The sequence below is a fragment of the Neobacillus cucumis genome, assembly GCF_016908975.1.
GTDB classification, from domain to species: Bacteria; Bacillota; Bacilli; order Bacillales; family Cytobacillaceae; genus Neobacillus; species Neobacillus cucumis.
This window is the reverse complement of sequence record NZ_JAFBEX010000001.1, coordinates 92,319-107,651: the sequence shown is the minus strand read 5'-3', so window position 1 is coordinate 107,651 and position 15,333 is coordinate 92,319. Positions and strand designations below refer to the sequence as shown.

The 15,333-nt window shown below is 38.4% G+C and carries 16 protein-coding genes and 1 riboswitch; of the genes, 11 read left to right on the top strand and 5 right to left on the bottom strand.

Annotated features, from left to right (window positions below; all coding sequences use genetic code 11):
- The first annotated feature begins 88 nt into the window (after positions 1 to 88).
- From JOC76_RS00495 to hutH, 3 genes are all read left to right on the top strand, one after another.
- Positions 89 to 811 (top strand): GntR family transcriptional regulator, encoded by a 723-nt coding sequence (locus tag JOC76_RS00495; RefSeq protein ID WP_205175208.1) that lies wholly within the window; start codon positions 89 to 91, stop codon positions 809 to 811.
- A gap of 208 nt (positions 812 to 1,019) precedes the next feature.
- On the top strand, positions 1,020 to 3,209 hold the full coding sequence (locus tag JOC76_RS00490) for a DNA topoisomerase III (RefSeq protein ID WP_205175207.1): 2,190 nt from the start codon (positions 1,020 to 1,022) through the stop codon (positions 3,207 to 3,209).
- Positions 3,210 to 3,471: 262 nt separating this feature from the next.
- Positions 3,472 to 4,989, top strand: a complete 1,518-nt coding sequence (gene hutH / locus JOC76_RS00485; RefSeq protein WP_205175206.1) for a histidine ammonia-lyase — start codon at positions 3,472 to 3,474, stop codon at positions 4,987 to 4,989.
- 14 nt (positions 4,990 to 5,003) lie between these two features.
- Here the strand turns inward: hutH and JOC76_RS00480 are convergent, their stop codons facing one another.
- Positions 5,004 to 5,231, bottom strand: a complete 228-nt coding sequence (locus tag JOC76_RS00480) for a hypothetical protein (RefSeq protein WP_372441884.1) — start codon at positions 5,229 to 5,231, stop codon at positions 5,004 to 5,006.
- A 100-nt stretch (positions 5,232 to 5,331) separates the two neighbouring features.
- On the opposite strand from JOC76_RS00480, the gene JOC76_RS00475 reads away from it, so the two are divergent.
- Positions 5,332 to 5,706 carry a DnaJ family domain-containing protein gene (locus tag JOC76_RS00475; RefSeq protein WP_205175204.1) on the top strand — a complete coding sequence of 125 codons (375 nt, stop codon included), beginning with the start codon at positions 5,332 to 5,334 and terminating at the stop codon, positions 5,704 to 5,706.
- Here JOC76_RS00475 and JOC76_RS00470 read toward each other — a convergent pair.
- Entirely contained in the window at positions 5,696 to 5,845 is a 150-nt protein-coding gene (locus tag JOC76_RS00470) for a hypothetical protein (RefSeq protein WP_205175203.1), read from the bottom strand. The two genes, JOC76_RS00475 and JOC76_RS00470, sit on opposite strands and share 11 nt — an antisense overlap.
- 295 nt (positions 5,846 to 6,140) lie before the next feature.
- Positions 6,141 to 6,231, top strand: a riboswitch (cyclic di-GMP riboswitch).
- Positions 6,232 to 6,261: 30 nt separating this feature from the next.
- On the opposite strand from JOC76_RS00470, the gene JOC76_RS00465 reads away from it, so the two are divergent.
- Positions 6,262 to 6,402: an anti-repressor SinI family protein gene (locus JOC76_RS00465; RefSeq protein WP_275591311.1), complete on the top strand. Its 141-nt coding sequence runs from the start codon at positions 6,262 to 6,264 to the stop codon at positions 6,400 to 6,402.
- Positions 6,403 to 6,441: 39 nt separating this feature from the next.
- Here JOC76_RS00465 and JOC76_RS00460 read toward each other — a convergent pair whose 3' ends face one another.
- Positions 6,442 to 6,771 (bottom strand): helix-turn-helix domain-containing protein, encoded by a 330-nt coding sequence (locus JOC76_RS00460; RefSeq protein ID WP_205175202.1) that lies wholly within the window; start codon positions 6,769 to 6,771, stop codon positions 6,442 to 6,444.
- A 319-nt stretch (positions 6,772 to 7,090) separates the two neighbouring features.
- Here JOC76_RS00460 and map point away from each other — a divergent pair, with 319 nt between their 5' ends.
- Positions 7,091 to 7,840: a type I methionyl aminopeptidase gene (gene map, locus JOC76_RS00455; protein WP_205175201.1), complete on the top strand. Its 750-nt coding sequence runs from the start codon at positions 7,091 to 7,093 to the stop codon at positions 7,838 to 7,840.
- Between the two features lie 404 nt (positions 7,841 to 8,244).
- Here map and JOC76_RS00450 read toward each other — a convergent pair whose 3' ends face one another.
- The gene (locus JOC76_RS00450) at positions 8,245 to 8,469 is read right to left on the bottom strand and encodes a DUF1128 domain-containing protein (RefSeq protein ID WP_205175200.1); all 225 of its coding nucleotides are present in this window, start codon (positions 8,467 to 8,469) and stop codon (positions 8,245 to 8,247) included.
- Between the two features lie 223 nt (positions 8,470 to 8,692).
- Between JOC76_RS00450 and JOC76_RS00445 the strand changes: the two genes are divergently transcribed.
- Complete coding sequence (locus tag JOC76_RS00445; protein ID WP_205175199.1) at positions 8,693 to 9,052, top strand: YtxH domain-containing protein; 360 nt, start codon at positions 8,693 to 8,695, stop codon at positions 9,050 to 9,052.
- A 24-nt stretch (positions 9,053 to 9,076) separates the two neighbouring features.
- Entirely contained in the window at positions 9,077 to 9,913 is an 837-nt protein-coding gene (locus JOC76_RS00440) for a YihY/virulence factor BrkB family protein (RefSeq protein WP_205175198.1), read from the top strand.
- Positions 9,914 to 10,301: 388 nt separating this feature from the next.
- Here JOC76_RS00440 and JOC76_RS00435 read toward each other — a convergent pair whose 3' ends face one another.
- The gene (locus JOC76_RS00435; protein ID WP_205175197.1) at positions 10,302 to 12,218 is read right to left on the bottom strand and encodes a heavy metal translocating P-type ATPase; all 1,917 of its coding nucleotides are present in this window, start codon (positions 12,216 to 12,218) and stop codon (positions 10,302 to 10,304) included.
- Between the two features lie 311 nt (positions 12,219 to 12,529).
- On the opposite strand from JOC76_RS00435, the gene cax reads away from it, so the two are divergent.
- The 3 genes from cax to JOC76_RS00420 all read left to right on the top strand — a co-directional run bounded on the left by cax (position 12,530) and on the right by JOC76_RS00420 (position 15,214).
- On the top strand, positions 12,530 to 13,588 hold the full coding sequence (gene cax, locus JOC76_RS00430) for a calcium/proton exchanger (protein ID WP_205175195.1): 1,059 nt from the start codon (positions 12,530 to 12,532) through the stop codon (positions 13,586 to 13,588).
- Between the two features lie 490 nt (positions 13,589 to 14,078).
- Positions 14,079 to 14,888 (top strand): YfkD famly protein, encoded by an 810-nt coding sequence (locus JOC76_RS00425; RefSeq protein ID WP_205175193.1) that lies wholly within the window; start codon positions 14,079 to 14,081, stop codon positions 14,886 to 14,888.
- A 128-nt stretch (positions 14,889 to 15,016) separates the two neighbouring features.
- Positions 15,017 to 15,214: an SE1561 family protein gene (locus tag JOC76_RS00420; RefSeq protein WP_205175692.1), complete on the top strand. Its 198-nt coding sequence runs from the start codon at positions 15,017 to 15,019 to the stop codon at positions 15,212 to 15,214.
- The last annotated feature ends 119 nt before the right edge of the window (positions 15,215 to 15,333 follow it).

The window sequence follows — 15,333 nt, the reverse complement described above, 5'->3', positions numbered from 1 at the left end:
ATGCTTCAAGGTGATTTTCCCTTTTTTAAGATAATTAGAGAGTAATGTTTGTTTCCAGATGGTACATAATAGATTTTGAGGTGTGGAAATGGCCAAGTATAAACGGATAGCAGAGGAAATCCGAAATCGGATTATCAATACAGTATATGACTCATCCAAACCCATTCCCGAACAAGAAAAATTGGCCCAAGAGTTTCAAACAAGCCGGGTTACCATAAAGAAAGCATTGGATTTATTAGCTGTCGAAGGACTCGTTTATAGCAAACAGGGTTCTGGAACCTTTGTCAGGAAAAATGCACTGCAGATGTCCATGTTGGATACCCGGGCAGATGAATATTCAGGATTAACCAATCAGATTGGGGATGAAAGTAAAATCACAAGTGTCATTGTCTCCTTCAATGTTCGTTTTCCAGACGAGGATGAATGTGAAAAGTTGATTACTACTAGAAATCAGCCGATTTATGATATTATTCGATTTAGGTTATTAAATGATGAACCTTATACAATCGAGCACACGAAAATGCCTGTTCATGTGATTCCAAATCTAACAGAAGAAATTTTACACCAGTCCATTTACCAATATATTAAAAATGATCTTGGATTGAAAATTGCCGGAGCAAATAGACGTATCCGGGCAGACCGGCCCGATGAGTTTGACAAAAAATATTTAAAATGTAATGAATGTGAACCCATTCTTGAGGTAAATCAAGTTGTGTACCTAGAAAGTGGTGTTCCATTTGAATACTCTCGAACACGCCATCGTTATGATATGGGGGATGTGTTAGTGGTGGATTTAAAATATAGCAACTAAAAAAGTGAGTTAGATAAAAATACAATTTGCAGGGAAATATACGCTTTCTCGACAATCCAAAAGAAAAGACTACAACAGTAGTCTTTTCTTTTTATAAATTAAAATATTGGGCAGCATCAACCATAGATATGGTATTCTGCAATTTAATACTTAGTATGCTATATTAAAGTTCAGGTTAAATGGTTTACCGAAAGGGTGTTTAAATAAAGTGAAAAAAAGTGTTGTTATAGCTGAAAAACCTTCCGTTGCACGAGATATTGCGCGCGTATTAAATTGTAACAAAAAAGGAAATGGCTTTTTAGAAGGAGATAAGTATATCGTTACATGGGCGCTTGGGCATTTAGTTACATTGGCCGACCCTGAAGTTTATGATGATAAATATAAAACATGGAAACTTGAAGACTTGCCAATGTTGCCTAATGAGCTAAAGCTTGTCGTTATTAAGCAAACAGGTAAACAGTTTAATTCAGTAAAAAGCCAATTACTCCGTTCTGATGTAGGGGAGATTATAATTGCAACGGATGCCGGTCGTGAAGGTGAATTAGTTGCTCGCTGGATCATTGCAAAAGTGAAAATTAACAAACCTATAAAACGTTTATGGATTTCATCTGTTACGGATAAAGCCATTAAAGATGGATTCAATCATTTGAAGTCGGGAAAAGCGTATGAAAACCTCTATTCTTCTGCTGTCGCACGCTCCGAGGCTGACTGGTATATAGGTCTTAATGCAACCCGTGCTTTAACTACCCGGTTCAACGCCCAGCTAAACTGTGGTCGTGTTCAAACTCCTACTGTGGCAATCATTGCAGCACGAGAGGAGGAAATCAAAAATTTTAAACCACAGACCTATTATGGCATTGAGGCACAGACAACCGATAAATTGAAGCTGACCTGGCAGGATGCAAAAGGGAACAGCCGCAGCTTTAATAAAGATATCATTGATGTGATTGTGAAAAAATTGGGAACAAAAAATGCCATTGTAACGGAGATTGAAAGGAAGCCGAAGAAGTCATTTTCTCCGGGACTTTATGACTTAACCGAATTACAGCGTGATGCTAATAAAATATTCGGTTACTCGGCTAAGGAGACGCTGAATATTATGCAAAAGCTGTATGAACAGCACAAAGTGTTAACGTATCCCCGCACGGATTCACGCTTTATTTCATCAGATATTGTTCCTACAATTCCTGAGCGTCTAAAAGCGTGTGGAGTTAGTGAATATCGGTTATTGACAAACAAAATCTTACAAAAGCCAATTAAGGCTTCTAAAACGTTTGTGGATGATAGCAAAGTATCCGACCACCATGCAATCATTCCAACTGAGGGATACGTAAACTATTCAGCTTTTACAGATAAAGAACGTAAAATTTATGACTTAGTCATTAAACGGTTCCTAGCTGTCTTACTCCCCGCGTTTGAGTATGAACAATTAACGCTTCGGGCGAAAATCGGTGAGGAAAGCTTTGTTGCTAGAGGAAAAACGATTTTATCGATTGGCTGGAAAGAGGTTTATAATAATCACTTGGAAGATGACGATGAAAGTGATGATCTGAAAGAACAGATTCTTCCTCGGATTGAAAAAGGTTCTACATTAAACGTGAATCTAATCGCACAAACATCTGGTCAAACAAAGCCCCCAGCACGTTTTACAGAAGCGAGCCTTTTATCGGCAATGGAAAATCCCGTTAAGTATATGGAGACCCAGGATAAACAGCTCGCTAATACTTTGAAATCAACGGGCGGATTAGGAACAGTTGCGACACGTGCAGATATAATTGAAAAACTATTCAATTCATTCCTTATCGAAAAGCGTGGAAAAGATATCTATCTTACTTCTAAAGGACGTCAATTGCTTGATTTAGTCCCCGAAGAGCTAAAATCCCCAGTATTGACAGCAGAATGGGAGCTAAAGCTTGATCAAATTGCTCGTGGCCAGCTAAAAAAAGAAGTGTTTATAAGTGAGATGAAGAATTACACCAAAGAAATTGTAGCTGAAATTAAGGCAAGCAGTAAGAAATACAAGCATGACAACATTTCTACGAAAAGTTGCCCGGACTGTGGAAAACCAATGCTCGAAGTAAACGGCAAGAAAGGGAAAATGCTTGTATGCCAAGACCGTGAATGTGGACATCGAAAAAATGTATCTAGAGTCACAAATGCACGCTGTCCGCAATGCCATAAAAAACTGGAGCTTCGCGGCGAAGGAGAGGGACAAATTTTCGTTTGTAAATGCGGGCATCGCGAGAAACTATCGGCATTCGAAGCGCGCCGTAAAAAAGAATCTTCTGGTAAAGTCGATAAACGTACGGTGCAAAAGTATCTGAAAAACCAAAACAAGGAAGAAGAACCGGTAAATACTGCTTTGGCAGATGCTTTAAAGAAATTGAATCTGAAGTAAGGTGTATATGAGGAGTGTTTGATTTATAGAACACCTCCTCCTTTACGTAGAATTAGCTCTAAAATTGGCGAATTTCCACTCATTGACAGCTAAGGTTTTCCCCGCATACAATTAAATTATCCTAATGAATGGAATGATGAGCGATGTGGCATTCCCAGAGCATTAAATTTAAACTGACAAAAGAGGCTGGTTTCCTAATCGAAATGGTTTAGGAATCCAGCCTCTTTCTTTATTCTACTAAATTGGTAGAGGAGAGAGATAAATGATTACATTAACGGGTGATGATTTAACATTGAAGCAAGTAAAAGAGGTCTTGTTTCTCAAGAAAAAGGTTACTGCCTCAGCGAAAAGTTTGCAGGCTGTTCAAAAAAGCAGGGAGGCAGTCGAAAAAATTGTCTCTGAGTCACGTGTAGTGTACGGGATTACAACAGGTTTTGGGAAATTTAGCGATGTATTAATCGACCGAACACATGTACAGGATCTCCAGCTAAATTTAATTCGTTCCCATGCCTGCGGAGTAGGGGAACCTTTTCCGGAAGTCGTTGCGAAAGCAATGGTTTTACTTCGAGCTAACGCATTGTTAAAAGGTTACTCTGGAATAAGACCCATGATTATTGAAAAATTATTAGCATTCGTTAATGCGGACATTATCCCCGTCGTACCACAGCAAGGGTCACTCGGAGCAAGCGGTGATTTAGCCCCACTTTCCCATCTTGCTTTGGTATTAATTGGGGAGGGAGAGGTCTTTTACAAAGGAAAACGAATGGATTCCTTAACTGCCCTTCAGCAGGAGGGAATCTTGCCAGTTGTCTTAGATGCCAAGGAAGGGCTGGCACTAATTAATGGTACACAGGCCATGACGGCTATGGGCGTGGTCGGTTACTTAGAAGCAGAGGAGCTAGCCTTTGAAAGTGAACTGATTGCCTCCATGACAATGGAAGCTTTAAATGGAATTATTGATGCTTTTGCTGAGGAAGTGCAGGTAGCAAGAGGATATAAACAACAAATCGAGACCGCAGCAAGAATCCGCCATTATCTTCAAGATAGCCTGTTAACGACCCAACAGGGGGAATTAAGGGTTCAGGATGCTTATTCGCTCAGATGCATCCCTCAGGTTCATGGAGCAACTTGGCAGGCACTCGATTATGTCAAAGAGAAATTAGAAATTGAAATGAATGCTGCAACCGACAACCCGCTTATTTTTAATGACGGGGAAATAGTCATCTCAGGCGGGAATTTTCATGGGCAGCCTATAGCCTTGGCCATGGATTTTATGAAAATAGCTGTTTCGGAACTCGCTAATATCTCGGAACGGCGGATTGAGCGACTAGTCAATCCGCAGCTAAATAATTTGCCGCCATTCTTAAGCCCGCAGCCGGGTCTTCAATCTGGTGCGATGATAATGCAGTATGTTGCTGCAGCTCTTGTTTCAGAGAACAAAACACTCGCCCACCCTGCAAGCATTGATTCAATACCTTCTTCTGCTAACCAAGAAGATCATGTCAGTATGGGCACAATTGCTTCAAGGCATGCGTACCAGATTATTGAAAACGTAAGAAGAGTCCTTGCTATTGAACTTATCTGTGCCATGCAGGCGGTAGAATTTCGTGGTATTGAAAAAATGGCGTCACTAACAAAGGCGTTTTACGAAAAAGGACGTGAACAAGTATCTTCCATAAAAGCTGATCGAGTTTTTTCAAAGGATATTGAAAGGGCAGCACAATGGTTAAAAACATTAGACTTTCACCAATTTATGAAAGACCATTTAAAAAAGGCGTGAAACACCCACGCCTCTTACTTCATATGATTTGGGAGCCAGCGCCCTGTATCTTCACGCTGTTCATCCTCATTCTCCAGTCTGTTTTTAAACGCTTCTTGGGTAACAATTAATTCCTCATCCCCTATGGCTTCCTTAACATGTTTTTCTGTCAGGCTATCCTTTGGGAAGTTACCAGGATGGTGTTTCTTTTTGTGTTCAAAATGTTCTCCACGTGCCAATCTAAACACTCCTTTCTTCTTCATATCTAGTTTCTCCAACCACCTTAAGATTACATTGGTATCATTTTTCCAATTTATCAACCATGAATCAGATGGTAAAATGAAGTAAAAAGGAGGCAGCAAGATGGACTTTTTTCAGATTCTTTCAGAAGATAAAATAAGAAAAGCTTATCAGGATGGGGAATTTAACGCTCTTCCCGGTTTTGGCAAACCAATGGTACAGGAAGACTTATCTGGAATACCAGAGGAACTGCGCATGGCCTATAAAATAATGAAAAATGCCGGTTATACGGAAGAAGAAGGACAGTTAAGGAAAGAAATGATGAGCATAGAAAGTTTGCTTCATAAATGTGATGAAGAGGAGAAGGATAGCCTTCAGAGAAAATTAAATGAGAAACTCTTAAGGTTTAATCAGTTAATGTCAAAACGAGGCGTAAAAACAAATTCTTCTGTCTTTAAAAATTATGAACTGAGAGTACAACGTAAACTTAACAAGTAAAAGCTGGGTGGAGTGCCAAACTGTTCTTCAGCAGCTTTTTTTCATGTTTAACTGGTTCGCACATTTTATCCAGTAAAAAGCCGGCAATAATGACAATGGCAACAGGGATAGAAAAATTCAAAACATGAAGAATGGTCATAAAACAGACCACTCCCTAAATATTTTCAATATATTGAGTTAATTTAAATGTTTATTATACTATATGCCTATTGTCACATTTTAGACAAATTCAACTTTATAAAAAGTGGAAGATTTTTGTAAAAACAAAGAGGGTTTTTGTAGAACTATGGAAAAAATTGACTAAAAAAGTTGTTTGAAAATTAGGTTAGTACGACAAAAACCAACACATTACAAAAAGTGTAATCGATATAATGAACATATACTAATGATTGAGTAAAAGGACCTGGATAATATGTCACACAAAGTGGCAAGGATACAGAAAAGGGCAAACCTGTTGAAAGGCAGGGACGCAAAGCCGAGGATCTATGGCAATCTTTAAATTGCTATGATGGCCGGGTTGCCTGGAATACATGAGTATTTTGGGAGTGAGTAAAAATGTTGATTACAGAAAACGAAGCAGATGTCATTGATCAAGAATGGGAGAAACTTATTTTAGAGGCAAGAACAATCGGACTATCAATTGAAGATGTGCGGAACTTTTTACTCCAAGAGGATATTAAATCAGGTACATATTAAAAAAAAGCATTCTACAAAAAACCTTGTAGAATGCTTTTTTTATTCATTGGTGTTTTGATTAATGCGCCACTTATTGAATTCGAGGAAATCCTTAAACTGCTCTTTAGAAACACCTGAATTCATGGCCTCTTTTACAAGATTCATCCATTCAGTATCTAAATCTTCCTTATTAATTTGTTCATGAATCAAATGTTCAACGGGTAAATTTAATACCCCAGCAATTTTTTCTAGAAATTGAATAGAAGGGTTTTTTTGTAAGTTTCTTTCTAGTGAGCTTAAATAAGATTTAGCTACTCCCGCCTGTTCAGCAAGTTCGGAAAGTGACATTTTCTTTTCTAAGCGGAATTTTTTTACGCGGTCACCGATCATTATAGTCTCACACACCTAAAATTTATTTTATCCGAATAAAGTAAACCTATGAAGCCATTGGATCCATTTCTTTATATCCATTCTATCAAAAAGGATAGGGAAGTACCATATTAAGAACGAACTATTATTACAATATCATGAACAATAAGGATTTTTTCCTAGTCGTACTTGAAAAATGTATGTTTTGAAAAAATAAGTAGATAGCGGTAATATTAAATGTATGCCATAGAAATACTGTAGTATAATTTTTCTTATCAACCATACAGCGAACTAAATAAATGAATTCTACATAAATATAATCAAAAAGGCAGGGAAACAGATGATTGTATTAAAATCGCAACGTGAAATTGAAGCAATGAAGAAGGCTGGTGAAATTCTTGCAGCCTGTCATAAGGAAATAGCGAAAATAATTAAACCAGGCATTACCACTTGGGAAATAGAAGAATTTGTTGATGGATTTCTTAAGAAACATGGAGCAACTCCAGAACAAAAAGGTTATAAAGGCTATGAGTATGCGACTTGTGCAAGTATTAATGACGAAATATGCCATGGCTTCCCTAGGAAGGAACCATTAAAGGATGGAGATATCGTTACCATTGATATGGTTGTTAATTACAATGGTGCGTTAGCGGATTCAGCTTGGTCTTACGGTGTTGGTCAGCTTTCAGAAGAAACAATCCACCTATTGAAGGTAACCAAAGAAGCCTTATACAAAGGGATTGAGCAGGCTGTTGTCGGCAATCGAATCGGCGATATTGGTCATGCTATTCAAACCTATGTGGAAAGCGAAGGGCTTTCAGTTGTCCGAGACTTTATTGGTCATGGCATTGGCGCAGTTATCCACGAGAAACCAGATGTTCCCCATTATGGTTTGCCTGGTAAGGGTGCACGAATTAAAGAAGGAATGGTATTTACGATTGAACCAATGGTAAATATCGGTCGTTATCAGACGAAGATGGATCTTAACGGCTGGACTGCTAGGACCATTGATGGAAAGTACTCTGCTCAATATGAACACACATTGGCCATTACAAAGGATGGTCCGGTCATCCTAACCGAACAAAAATAAGCAAAAGACCCGTTAATATCAAACTTAACGGGTCTTTCCTTTAACGATAAGAGAGTTAAAATTTATTCTTCGAGAATTGTCCAGCTCCAGCGCCTAGCCCCTCGAGGTCACAAGCTTATCCAGTTGCGGCTCCTTGGAACTCAAGTCATAAGCCCCCCCTGAAGAAGGCAAAGAACGCCTTCTTGCAGGGTGAGTCTTAGCCTAAAGTCCCAGAACAGTCGCCTCCACTTTTAGATCAAGCCGTCCAAAAGGTTAAAAGGCAACCTTTCGGCCGGCTTGTCTTGTGCTTGGCTACAGAAAACTATCGTTTTCTGTTCGCATTAAGGGAGACTAATCTCTGGCTACGCTTTGCTTGCCATCGAAATCTCCCTATATCGGGGCTGACCAAGCCGCTTGCGCTTTTCTTATTTTTTTCGTAAATTTCCTAGCTCTTCTACTAATGCTTGCATTTCGTTCGGACTGAAAGACTTCTTTTTAAGAACCATTTCATAAATCTCTTTTAACTCTTCGTACATATCTTCATCAAAATGGGAGGGCTTGATGGCGCCAAGGTTGAGTACCTTTAATTTTTCTTTTATTTGTTCAATCATAAATTCTACATTTTCAACAGACTTTTCTGCTAAATTCATTTTATCACCCTTTTTTGATCAATTTTAATCCCATCTTTTCATGTTAAAAAGTATCTGTCAATACTAATCTTTCTTGTAGTTTAACCAAAGAAACTAATTAATGACTAAGAGTAGAATTCATTAGAACGGTTTGATAACCGCAAATAAATGGTATGATATACATTGGTATTATTTTCTTTTATGGAAACCAATGATAATTATCATCTTCGGAGGAGAGGTTAAAATGACAAGGAAAAATCAGTTTTGGAAAGGTATGCTGCTAGGGGCAATTGCGGGAGGCGCCTTGAGTTTATTAGATCGAAATACACGCGAGGTGATGAAAGAAAACGTAAAAAAGACCTCCGAAAGCCTAGGACATTTGGTTTGTCACCCCGATGAAATATCTAATAAAGTGAAGAGAACCGCAGCCAAACTTAAATCCACCTTTGAAGCGGTAAGTGAGGATATAACCTATATAACGGAAAAAGTAGAGGAATTAAGAGAACTGACACCCCAAGTGACTGAATTACTTAAAGAAACAAAAGATACTTTTACTGTTGAGGATGAAGAGGAACTTTTAAAAGAGGTAACAGAAAGAGAATAATTCTGATTAAGAAGGAGGATTTAAATGGACAAGGAAGTAAACGTACGCTCTTCATTGCTGAAATTACTTTGGCATCGGATTGAAGAAGATGATCTTCCCGGCTTAAGTGCACAATTGGCCTATTTTTTTCTTCTTTCCTTATTTCCGCTCCTGATTGTATTATTTACACTTCTACCGTATTTCCCGATTCCGCACCAGGATATGCTCGGGATGATACGTGATTTTGCACCTGCTGAGGCAATGCAATTAATTGAAAAAAATGTGAAGGAAATTATGAGCCAGCGAAATGGAGGTCTACTTTCGTTTGGGGTTATTGGTACGATTTGGTCGGCCTCAAACGGTATTAACGCGATCGTAAGGGCTTTTAATAAGGCTTATAATGTGAAGGAAAGTCGGTCTTTCATAGTGGCACGAGGAATGGCGATTTTATTAACATTTGGGATGATTTTTGTTTTCTTACTCGCTATCATTCTCCCTGTATTTGGCAGGGAAATAGGTCTTTTTTTATTCTCAAAATTGGGCTATACTTCACAATTTATAAAGGTTTGGGATACGTTAAGCTGGCTGGTCAGTGCCATTATTCTCTTTCTTATCTTTACCGGATTATATTGGATTGCACCTAATGTAAAGCTCCGCTGTAGAAGTGCTTTCCCAGGTGCGCTTTTTGCTACGCTAGGCTGGATTATTTCGTCAATCGGTTTATCTTTTTACGTCAATAATATTAGTAACTATTCCCTTACTTACGGTGGTATTGGGGCGATCATTGTTTTAATGATTTGGTTATATCTATCCGCCTTTATTATTATTTTAGGCGGAGAAGTAAATGCCTTTTATAGTGAAAAAAAACGGACAAACTGTTAACACTTACCTTCATGAAAAAATTTATTCCGTCCAAACTATCATGGAGGGCATAGTCCCCGAACAACAAGGGAGGATGACACCATGACCAAGCATACGAAAAAAGATGGCAGCACAAAGCAAAAGGGAAAAGGCAGTAAAGGGAATAAAACTTCAGGTTCTGCAAATGGATCTAACGGCTATCACTAAGCCATAACATAAAAAGACCGGGTGTTTAATCACCCGGTCCTTTACTTGAATAGAAAGTATAAATTTCGGCTTTGAGAATGGTCCAGCTCCAGGCGCCATCGACTCGAGGTTACAAGCCAATCCGTCCAAAAGGTTAAAGAACAAACCTTTCGGCCGGCTCGTCTTGTGCTTGTCGCCGAAATCTAAGCGCCTTGCGCTTTTCTTATGATTTTAACAACCTAAGGCTATTTAAAATCACAAGGATGGTACTTCCTTCATGGCCAATGACTCCAAAAGGCAAATCAAGCCATTGAAAGAAATTGGAGCATATCAACAGCATAATAACTGTAATAGAGAAAATCACATTTTGTTTAATGATTTTGTTCATTCGTTGCGAAAGGCGAATTGCTTCTGCGATTTTAGGAAGATCATTTTTCATTAGGACAATATCAGCTGTTTCTAGGGCTACATCGGTTCCTTCACCCATGGCAATGCCAACATGAGCAACGGCTAAGGCTGGGGCATCATTTATACCATCCCCGACCATGGCCACGGTTTTATATTGATTTTTAAGCTGTTTTACCTTTTCAACCTTTTCCTCTGGAAGACATTCAGCGAAAAATTCATCCACATGACTTTCGCCAGCAATTGCACGCGCTGTTTTTTCACTATCACCAGTCAACATGATGGTTTTTATATTTTGCTTTCTTAAATCCTGAATCGCATGTTTTGTTTCTTCCCGGACCACGTCCTTTAAGGCAAACATGGCACTAAGAACACCATCAATCTCAATAAAAACTAAGGTATTGCCTAAACAAGCTAATTCTTTTGTCTGCCCCTCAGCAAACATATCTAAGTGGTTGTTTGTCATAAAGGAGGCTTTCCCAATTTTCCATTGTTCCCCGTTAATCGATGCTTTCACACCCCAGCCAGGTATATCTTCAAGGCTGTCCGGTTGTAGTAAATCCATTTTTAGTGTTTGTTTTGCATATTTAACAATCGCTTGTGCAAGTGGATGTGTTGATAAGTTCTCAATCGATGCTGCTTTTAGAATCAGTTCATCTTTATTGAGTCCGTTTATGACTATTACGTCCGTCACCTCCGGCTTTCCTTTCGTTAGCGTACCGGTTTTATCAAATGCAATGGCTTCTAAATGTCCTAAATTTTCTAAATGGACACCGCCTTTTACTAAAATTCCATGTCTTGCTCCGTTTGAAATCGCAGAAAGGGTAGCAGGCATAATGGATGCTACAAGGGCGCAAGGTGATGCCACTACTAATAGAATCATTGCACGATAGAAAGACTCATGCCAGCTCCATCCAAGCAAGAAATAGGGTAAAAAGAACATGCAAATGACGACGAGCAGGACCACTTTGACGTAGGTTCCTTCAAATCGCTCAATAAATAACTGTGAGGGTGATTTTTCACTTTGGGCGGTCTGAACAAGCTGAATTATTTTTTGAAACAGGGTATCAGTGCTTTCTTTCGTCACTTGAACGGTAATGGAACCTGACAAATTGACCGTTCCCGCAAACACTTCTGCTTGTTCACTCTTAGATACAGGCATGGATTCACCCGTTATGGCTGCTTCATCGATATTCGACTGCCCCTTGAAGATCATCCCATCTGATGGGATGCGCTCACCAGGTTTAATTAAGATATGGTCCCCCACAGATAGTTCGGAAACAGCTACTCGCTGTTCATAACCATCGGTAATCCTTAAGGCCTCTTGTGGCTGAAGCTCCATTAAAGAAGAGATTTCCTTATGGCTTTTATTCATGGTGTACGTTTCCAATGCGCCGCTGACAGCAAATATGAAGATTAATACGGCCCCCTCGGTCCAATACCCAATAATCGCCGAACCAACTGCTGCAAATATCATCAGCATTTCGACGTTCAATTCTTTATTTTCGTAGGTGGCTTCAATTCCTTCTTTTGCTTTGGCAAAGCCGCCAATCACAAAAGCAAGTAAATAGGCAATAATCGATTCGACACCTTCCCCATATCGATCAAACAGCCAGCCTGCCAAAATTAAAACACCACTTAAACCAGCAGCGATTAATTCGATATGTGGTTTTATTTTTTCAAGAAAACTGACTTCCTGAATCCCCTTTGTTAAGACTTTTGCTTCAGTACTCATTTTCTCCCTCCTCATTTCCGCTAATTTTTTCGTTATTTAGCTCCCCTTTACTTAGTAATTGAGAAGAATAATCAAATTCACTACCCTTAAAAAACACGAAAGCTGTCATCAAGTGATGACAGCAAACTCTCTACATGTATTCTTTTTATTTATTTTACCATATATTCTATGCGATAAGATATGAATTTGCTTACATTTTCCTTTAGGAGGAGCGGAGCAACAGCTCTCTAGACATTTTACTTATTTTTAGGTAAATTTAGGTTTAAGTGGGAAAAATAAGTGAAAATCTGGAGTGAACTGGAGGAAATGCATTGACGAATAAAATTTTCATGCTAATGACATTCATAGGTGTTCCATTATCTGTGATTGGAACAATGATGCATTGGTCAAATATAATCCTATTTATCCTTTATTGTTTAACGATTATTTCGTTATCCAGTTTTATGGGTAGAGCGACTGAAAGTCTCGCGATTGTGGCAGGACCCCGGATTGGCGGACTATTAAACGCAACATTTGGAAATGCAGTTGAGCTCATTATATCAATCTTTGCTTTAAAGGCTGGGTTAGTTGAGGTCGTCCTTGCTTCTTTAACCGGTTCTGTATTAGGGAACCTACTCCTTGTTGCAGGACTTTCTTTTTTTGTAGGGGGCTTAAAATATAAACGTCAGGAGTTTAATGTATATGATGCCAGACATAATTCCGGATTGCTTATGTTTGCCGTCATGATTGCCTTTGTAATTCCGGAAGTGTTTTCGATTAATATGAACAAAACTAATACACTAACGTTAAGTATTGGCACATCGATCATTTTAATTCTTCTATATTTAGCTGCTCTCTTCTTTAAGTTGGTTACCCATCGTGGTGTATACCAATCAGCAGCCCCTAAAGAGGTTCAGGAGGAAGAGGAACCGGAGTGGGGAAAAGGGAAGGCGATTTTGGTTCTGTTCATCGCAACCATTGCCGTCGCTTATATATCCGAGCATCTAGTTCATACCTTTGAGTACGTTGGTGAGACATTCGGCTGGTCGGATTTATTTATCGGTATCATTATCGTAGCCATTGTCGGGAATGCTGCAGAACATGCCTCAGCAGTCTTAATGGCATTTAAAAATAAAATGGATATCGCTGTTGAAATTGCGATAGGATCTACTTTGCAAGTGGCGATGTTTGTATTACCGGTGCTTGTCCTCGTTTCACTCTTATTTGAAAAGTCAATGCCGCTGATCTTTAGCTGGCAGGAGTTAATCGCCATGGTTTCTTCTGTATTATTGATGGTGGTTATTTCAAATGACGGAGAATCTAACTGGTTCGAAGGATTAACGTTATTAGCCGCCTATGTCATAATGGGGATTGGATTTTTCTTATTGTAAACATAGAAAAGACTCTATGCCTAATTGGTATAGAGTCTCCTTTTTTTCAAATACTTTTTCAATGTATGGGTAAATCTTCATGCAAGTGCTTAATGAAATACACTTGTTATTAGGGTTCAAAATCAATCGCTTTCATTAGTGGGTACCATCAATCACCAACCTTCATGTTTAATGTGAATCAATAGAAAAACACGAGTGTTGAATTTCATATAAGACGGGAATCCCAACCTCCTTAGTCTAAGTAAATAGTCTGCCGATTGATTACTGCCCTCCTTTTTAAAAGGTTAAGTTTATTATAAATCCTAGTTAAAATTTTGTAAATAATCAGATTATTACATTTTTGTTACTTTTGTACTCAATCGAAGGAATGAGAACTTAAATATTCATAGTAATGTGAAAAAAGTCATCACTCCGTATGGATAATATTGCGGAACTCCGAAAAAACTACTAGTAGACTGATTAATGTTTTTACTGAAAGGAGTTCCAACCGTTGAAGAAAAATGCTTCTTTACTTTTGTGTCTGCTATTAATGTTAACCATTATACCGTCTGCTTTTGCTCAAAAAGCCCCGGTAAAACCAGATGCTGTAAAATATCAAGTTCCACCGTCCGTTCGTAATATTTCGAAAGAAAATACGTATCCAAACTCGACACAGGACTTACCATTGTTGCAGCCAAGTGATTTGACTAAAAAGCTGATTAATTCTTCAAGAATTAAAATTCAAAATCCAGATTTGATTCGGATGCTTAATGAGACTAGTATTAACAGCACTCCGTTTGCAATAGGTTATAGAGCGATTATTTATCTAGGTCAATGGCCTTTAAACTATGAATCATCCGAAACATCACCAAATTGGGAGTATCAAAAAATTAATACCAATTATTTTGATAATCGTGGCGGCAATGTTCCGTACCAAATTAAATATGTGCAGGAAGCCCAAAAAGTCATAAGAGGCGGATTGACATCTAAAATTCCGAATGCAGAAGAAGTTAAAAAGATGATGTTGTTAAAGGCAATGGAAAAGACACGTCTACCATTAGCTTTTGAAACTATTATTGGTGCCGGGACGAAAAATGATCATATTTATAATATTCCACCTAATCGCTTAGGCTACTTATATGCTTATGCACCAGGGGTAAATGAAAAAGGGAAAGTAACTTACGGGGAAGTTTATTTAATGCTGAAAGGTAGTAAGAAGTTTATTGTCATCAAGAATGTGACCTCCCAAGGCATTGGTGCTTGGATCCCTGTTCAGGATTATGTTTCCTTTGGCTTTGCTGCTTCAGAGCGTCCAAGATAAGTTGAATTTATCGAACTCCTCAAACTGGGGGGTTCTTTTTTTGATAAAAGTGGGCAAAATAGGATTAACCCATTGCCAAAATTCCTTTATTTCGATAGGATGGAACGGTAATGAAAGGAGTGTTTTATTTGGGCAGCCCAATTCAAAATAAGAATTCGCAAGTTGATTTCTTAAAACACCGATTAAATATATTTATTGATGTACTGGATGCGATTGATCCAGAAGATGCTGATTTAGAGGATATTGATCGTTTAATTTCTATGCTTGACGAGATGGAATCGAAATGCCGCGAATTTAATAATCGTGAAGTAACGGAGTCTGTTTAAGAACAGGCTCTTTTTAATGGACTTGTACTTGTTTCCAAAAGGAAGCAAATTCTTTAATTCTCCTGTTTATAAGAGTATAATGTAAGCGTACAAATAGTTGTAAAATTGGGAATCGATTA

What these genes read in the sequence shown, in the direction of transcription:
- JOC76_RS00495 (WP_205175208.1), top strand. Translation starts at nt 89, where the DNA reads ATGGCCAAGTATAAACGGATAGCAGAGGAAATCCGAAATCGGATTATC.
- hutH (WP_205175206.1), top strand. Translation starts at nt 3,472, where the DNA reads ATGATTACATTAACGGGTGATGATTTAACATTGAAGCAAGTAAAAGAG.
- JOC76_RS00480 (WP_372441884.1), bottom strand. Translation starts at nt 5,231, where the DNA reads ATGAAGAAGAAAGGAGTGTTTAGATTGGCACGTGGAGAACATTTTGAA.
- JOC76_RS00475 (WP_205175204.1), top strand. Translation starts at nt 5,332, where the DNA reads ATGGACTTTTTTCAGATTCTTTCAGAAGATAAAATAAGAAAAGCTTAT.
- JOC76_RS00470 (WP_205175203.1), bottom strand. Translation starts at nt 5,845, where the DNA reads ATGACCATTCTTCATGTTTTGAATTTTTCTATCCCTGTTGCCATTGTC.
- JOC76_RS00465 (WP_275591311.1), top strand. Translation starts at nt 6,262, where the DNA reads ATGTTGATTACAGAAAACGAAGCAGATGTCATTGATCAAGAATGGGAG.
- JOC76_RS00460 (WP_205175202.1), bottom strand. Translation starts at nt 6,771, where the DNA reads ATGATCGGTGACCGCGTAAAAAAATTCCGCTTAGAAAAGAAAATGTCA.
- map (WP_205175201.1), top strand. Translation starts at nt 7,091, where the DNA reads ATGATTGTATTAAAATCGCAACGTGAAATTGAAGCAATGAAGAAGGCT.
- JOC76_RS00450 (WP_205175200.1), bottom strand. Translation starts at nt 8,469, where the DNA reads ATGAATTTAGCAGAAAAGTCTGTTGAAAATGTAGAATTTATGATTGAA.
- JOC76_RS00445 (WP_205175199.1), top strand. Translation starts at nt 8,693, where the DNA reads ATGACAAGGAAAAATCAGTTTTGGAAAGGTATGCTGCTAGGGGCAATT.
- JOC76_RS00440 (WP_205175198.1), top strand. Translation starts at nt 9,077, where the DNA reads ATGGACAAGGAAGTAAACGTACGCTCTTCATTGCTGAAATTACTTTGG.
- JOC76_RS00435 (WP_205175197.1), bottom strand. Translation starts at nt 12,218, where the DNA reads ATGAGTACTGAAGCAAAAGTCTTAACAAAGGGGATTCAGGAAGTCAGT.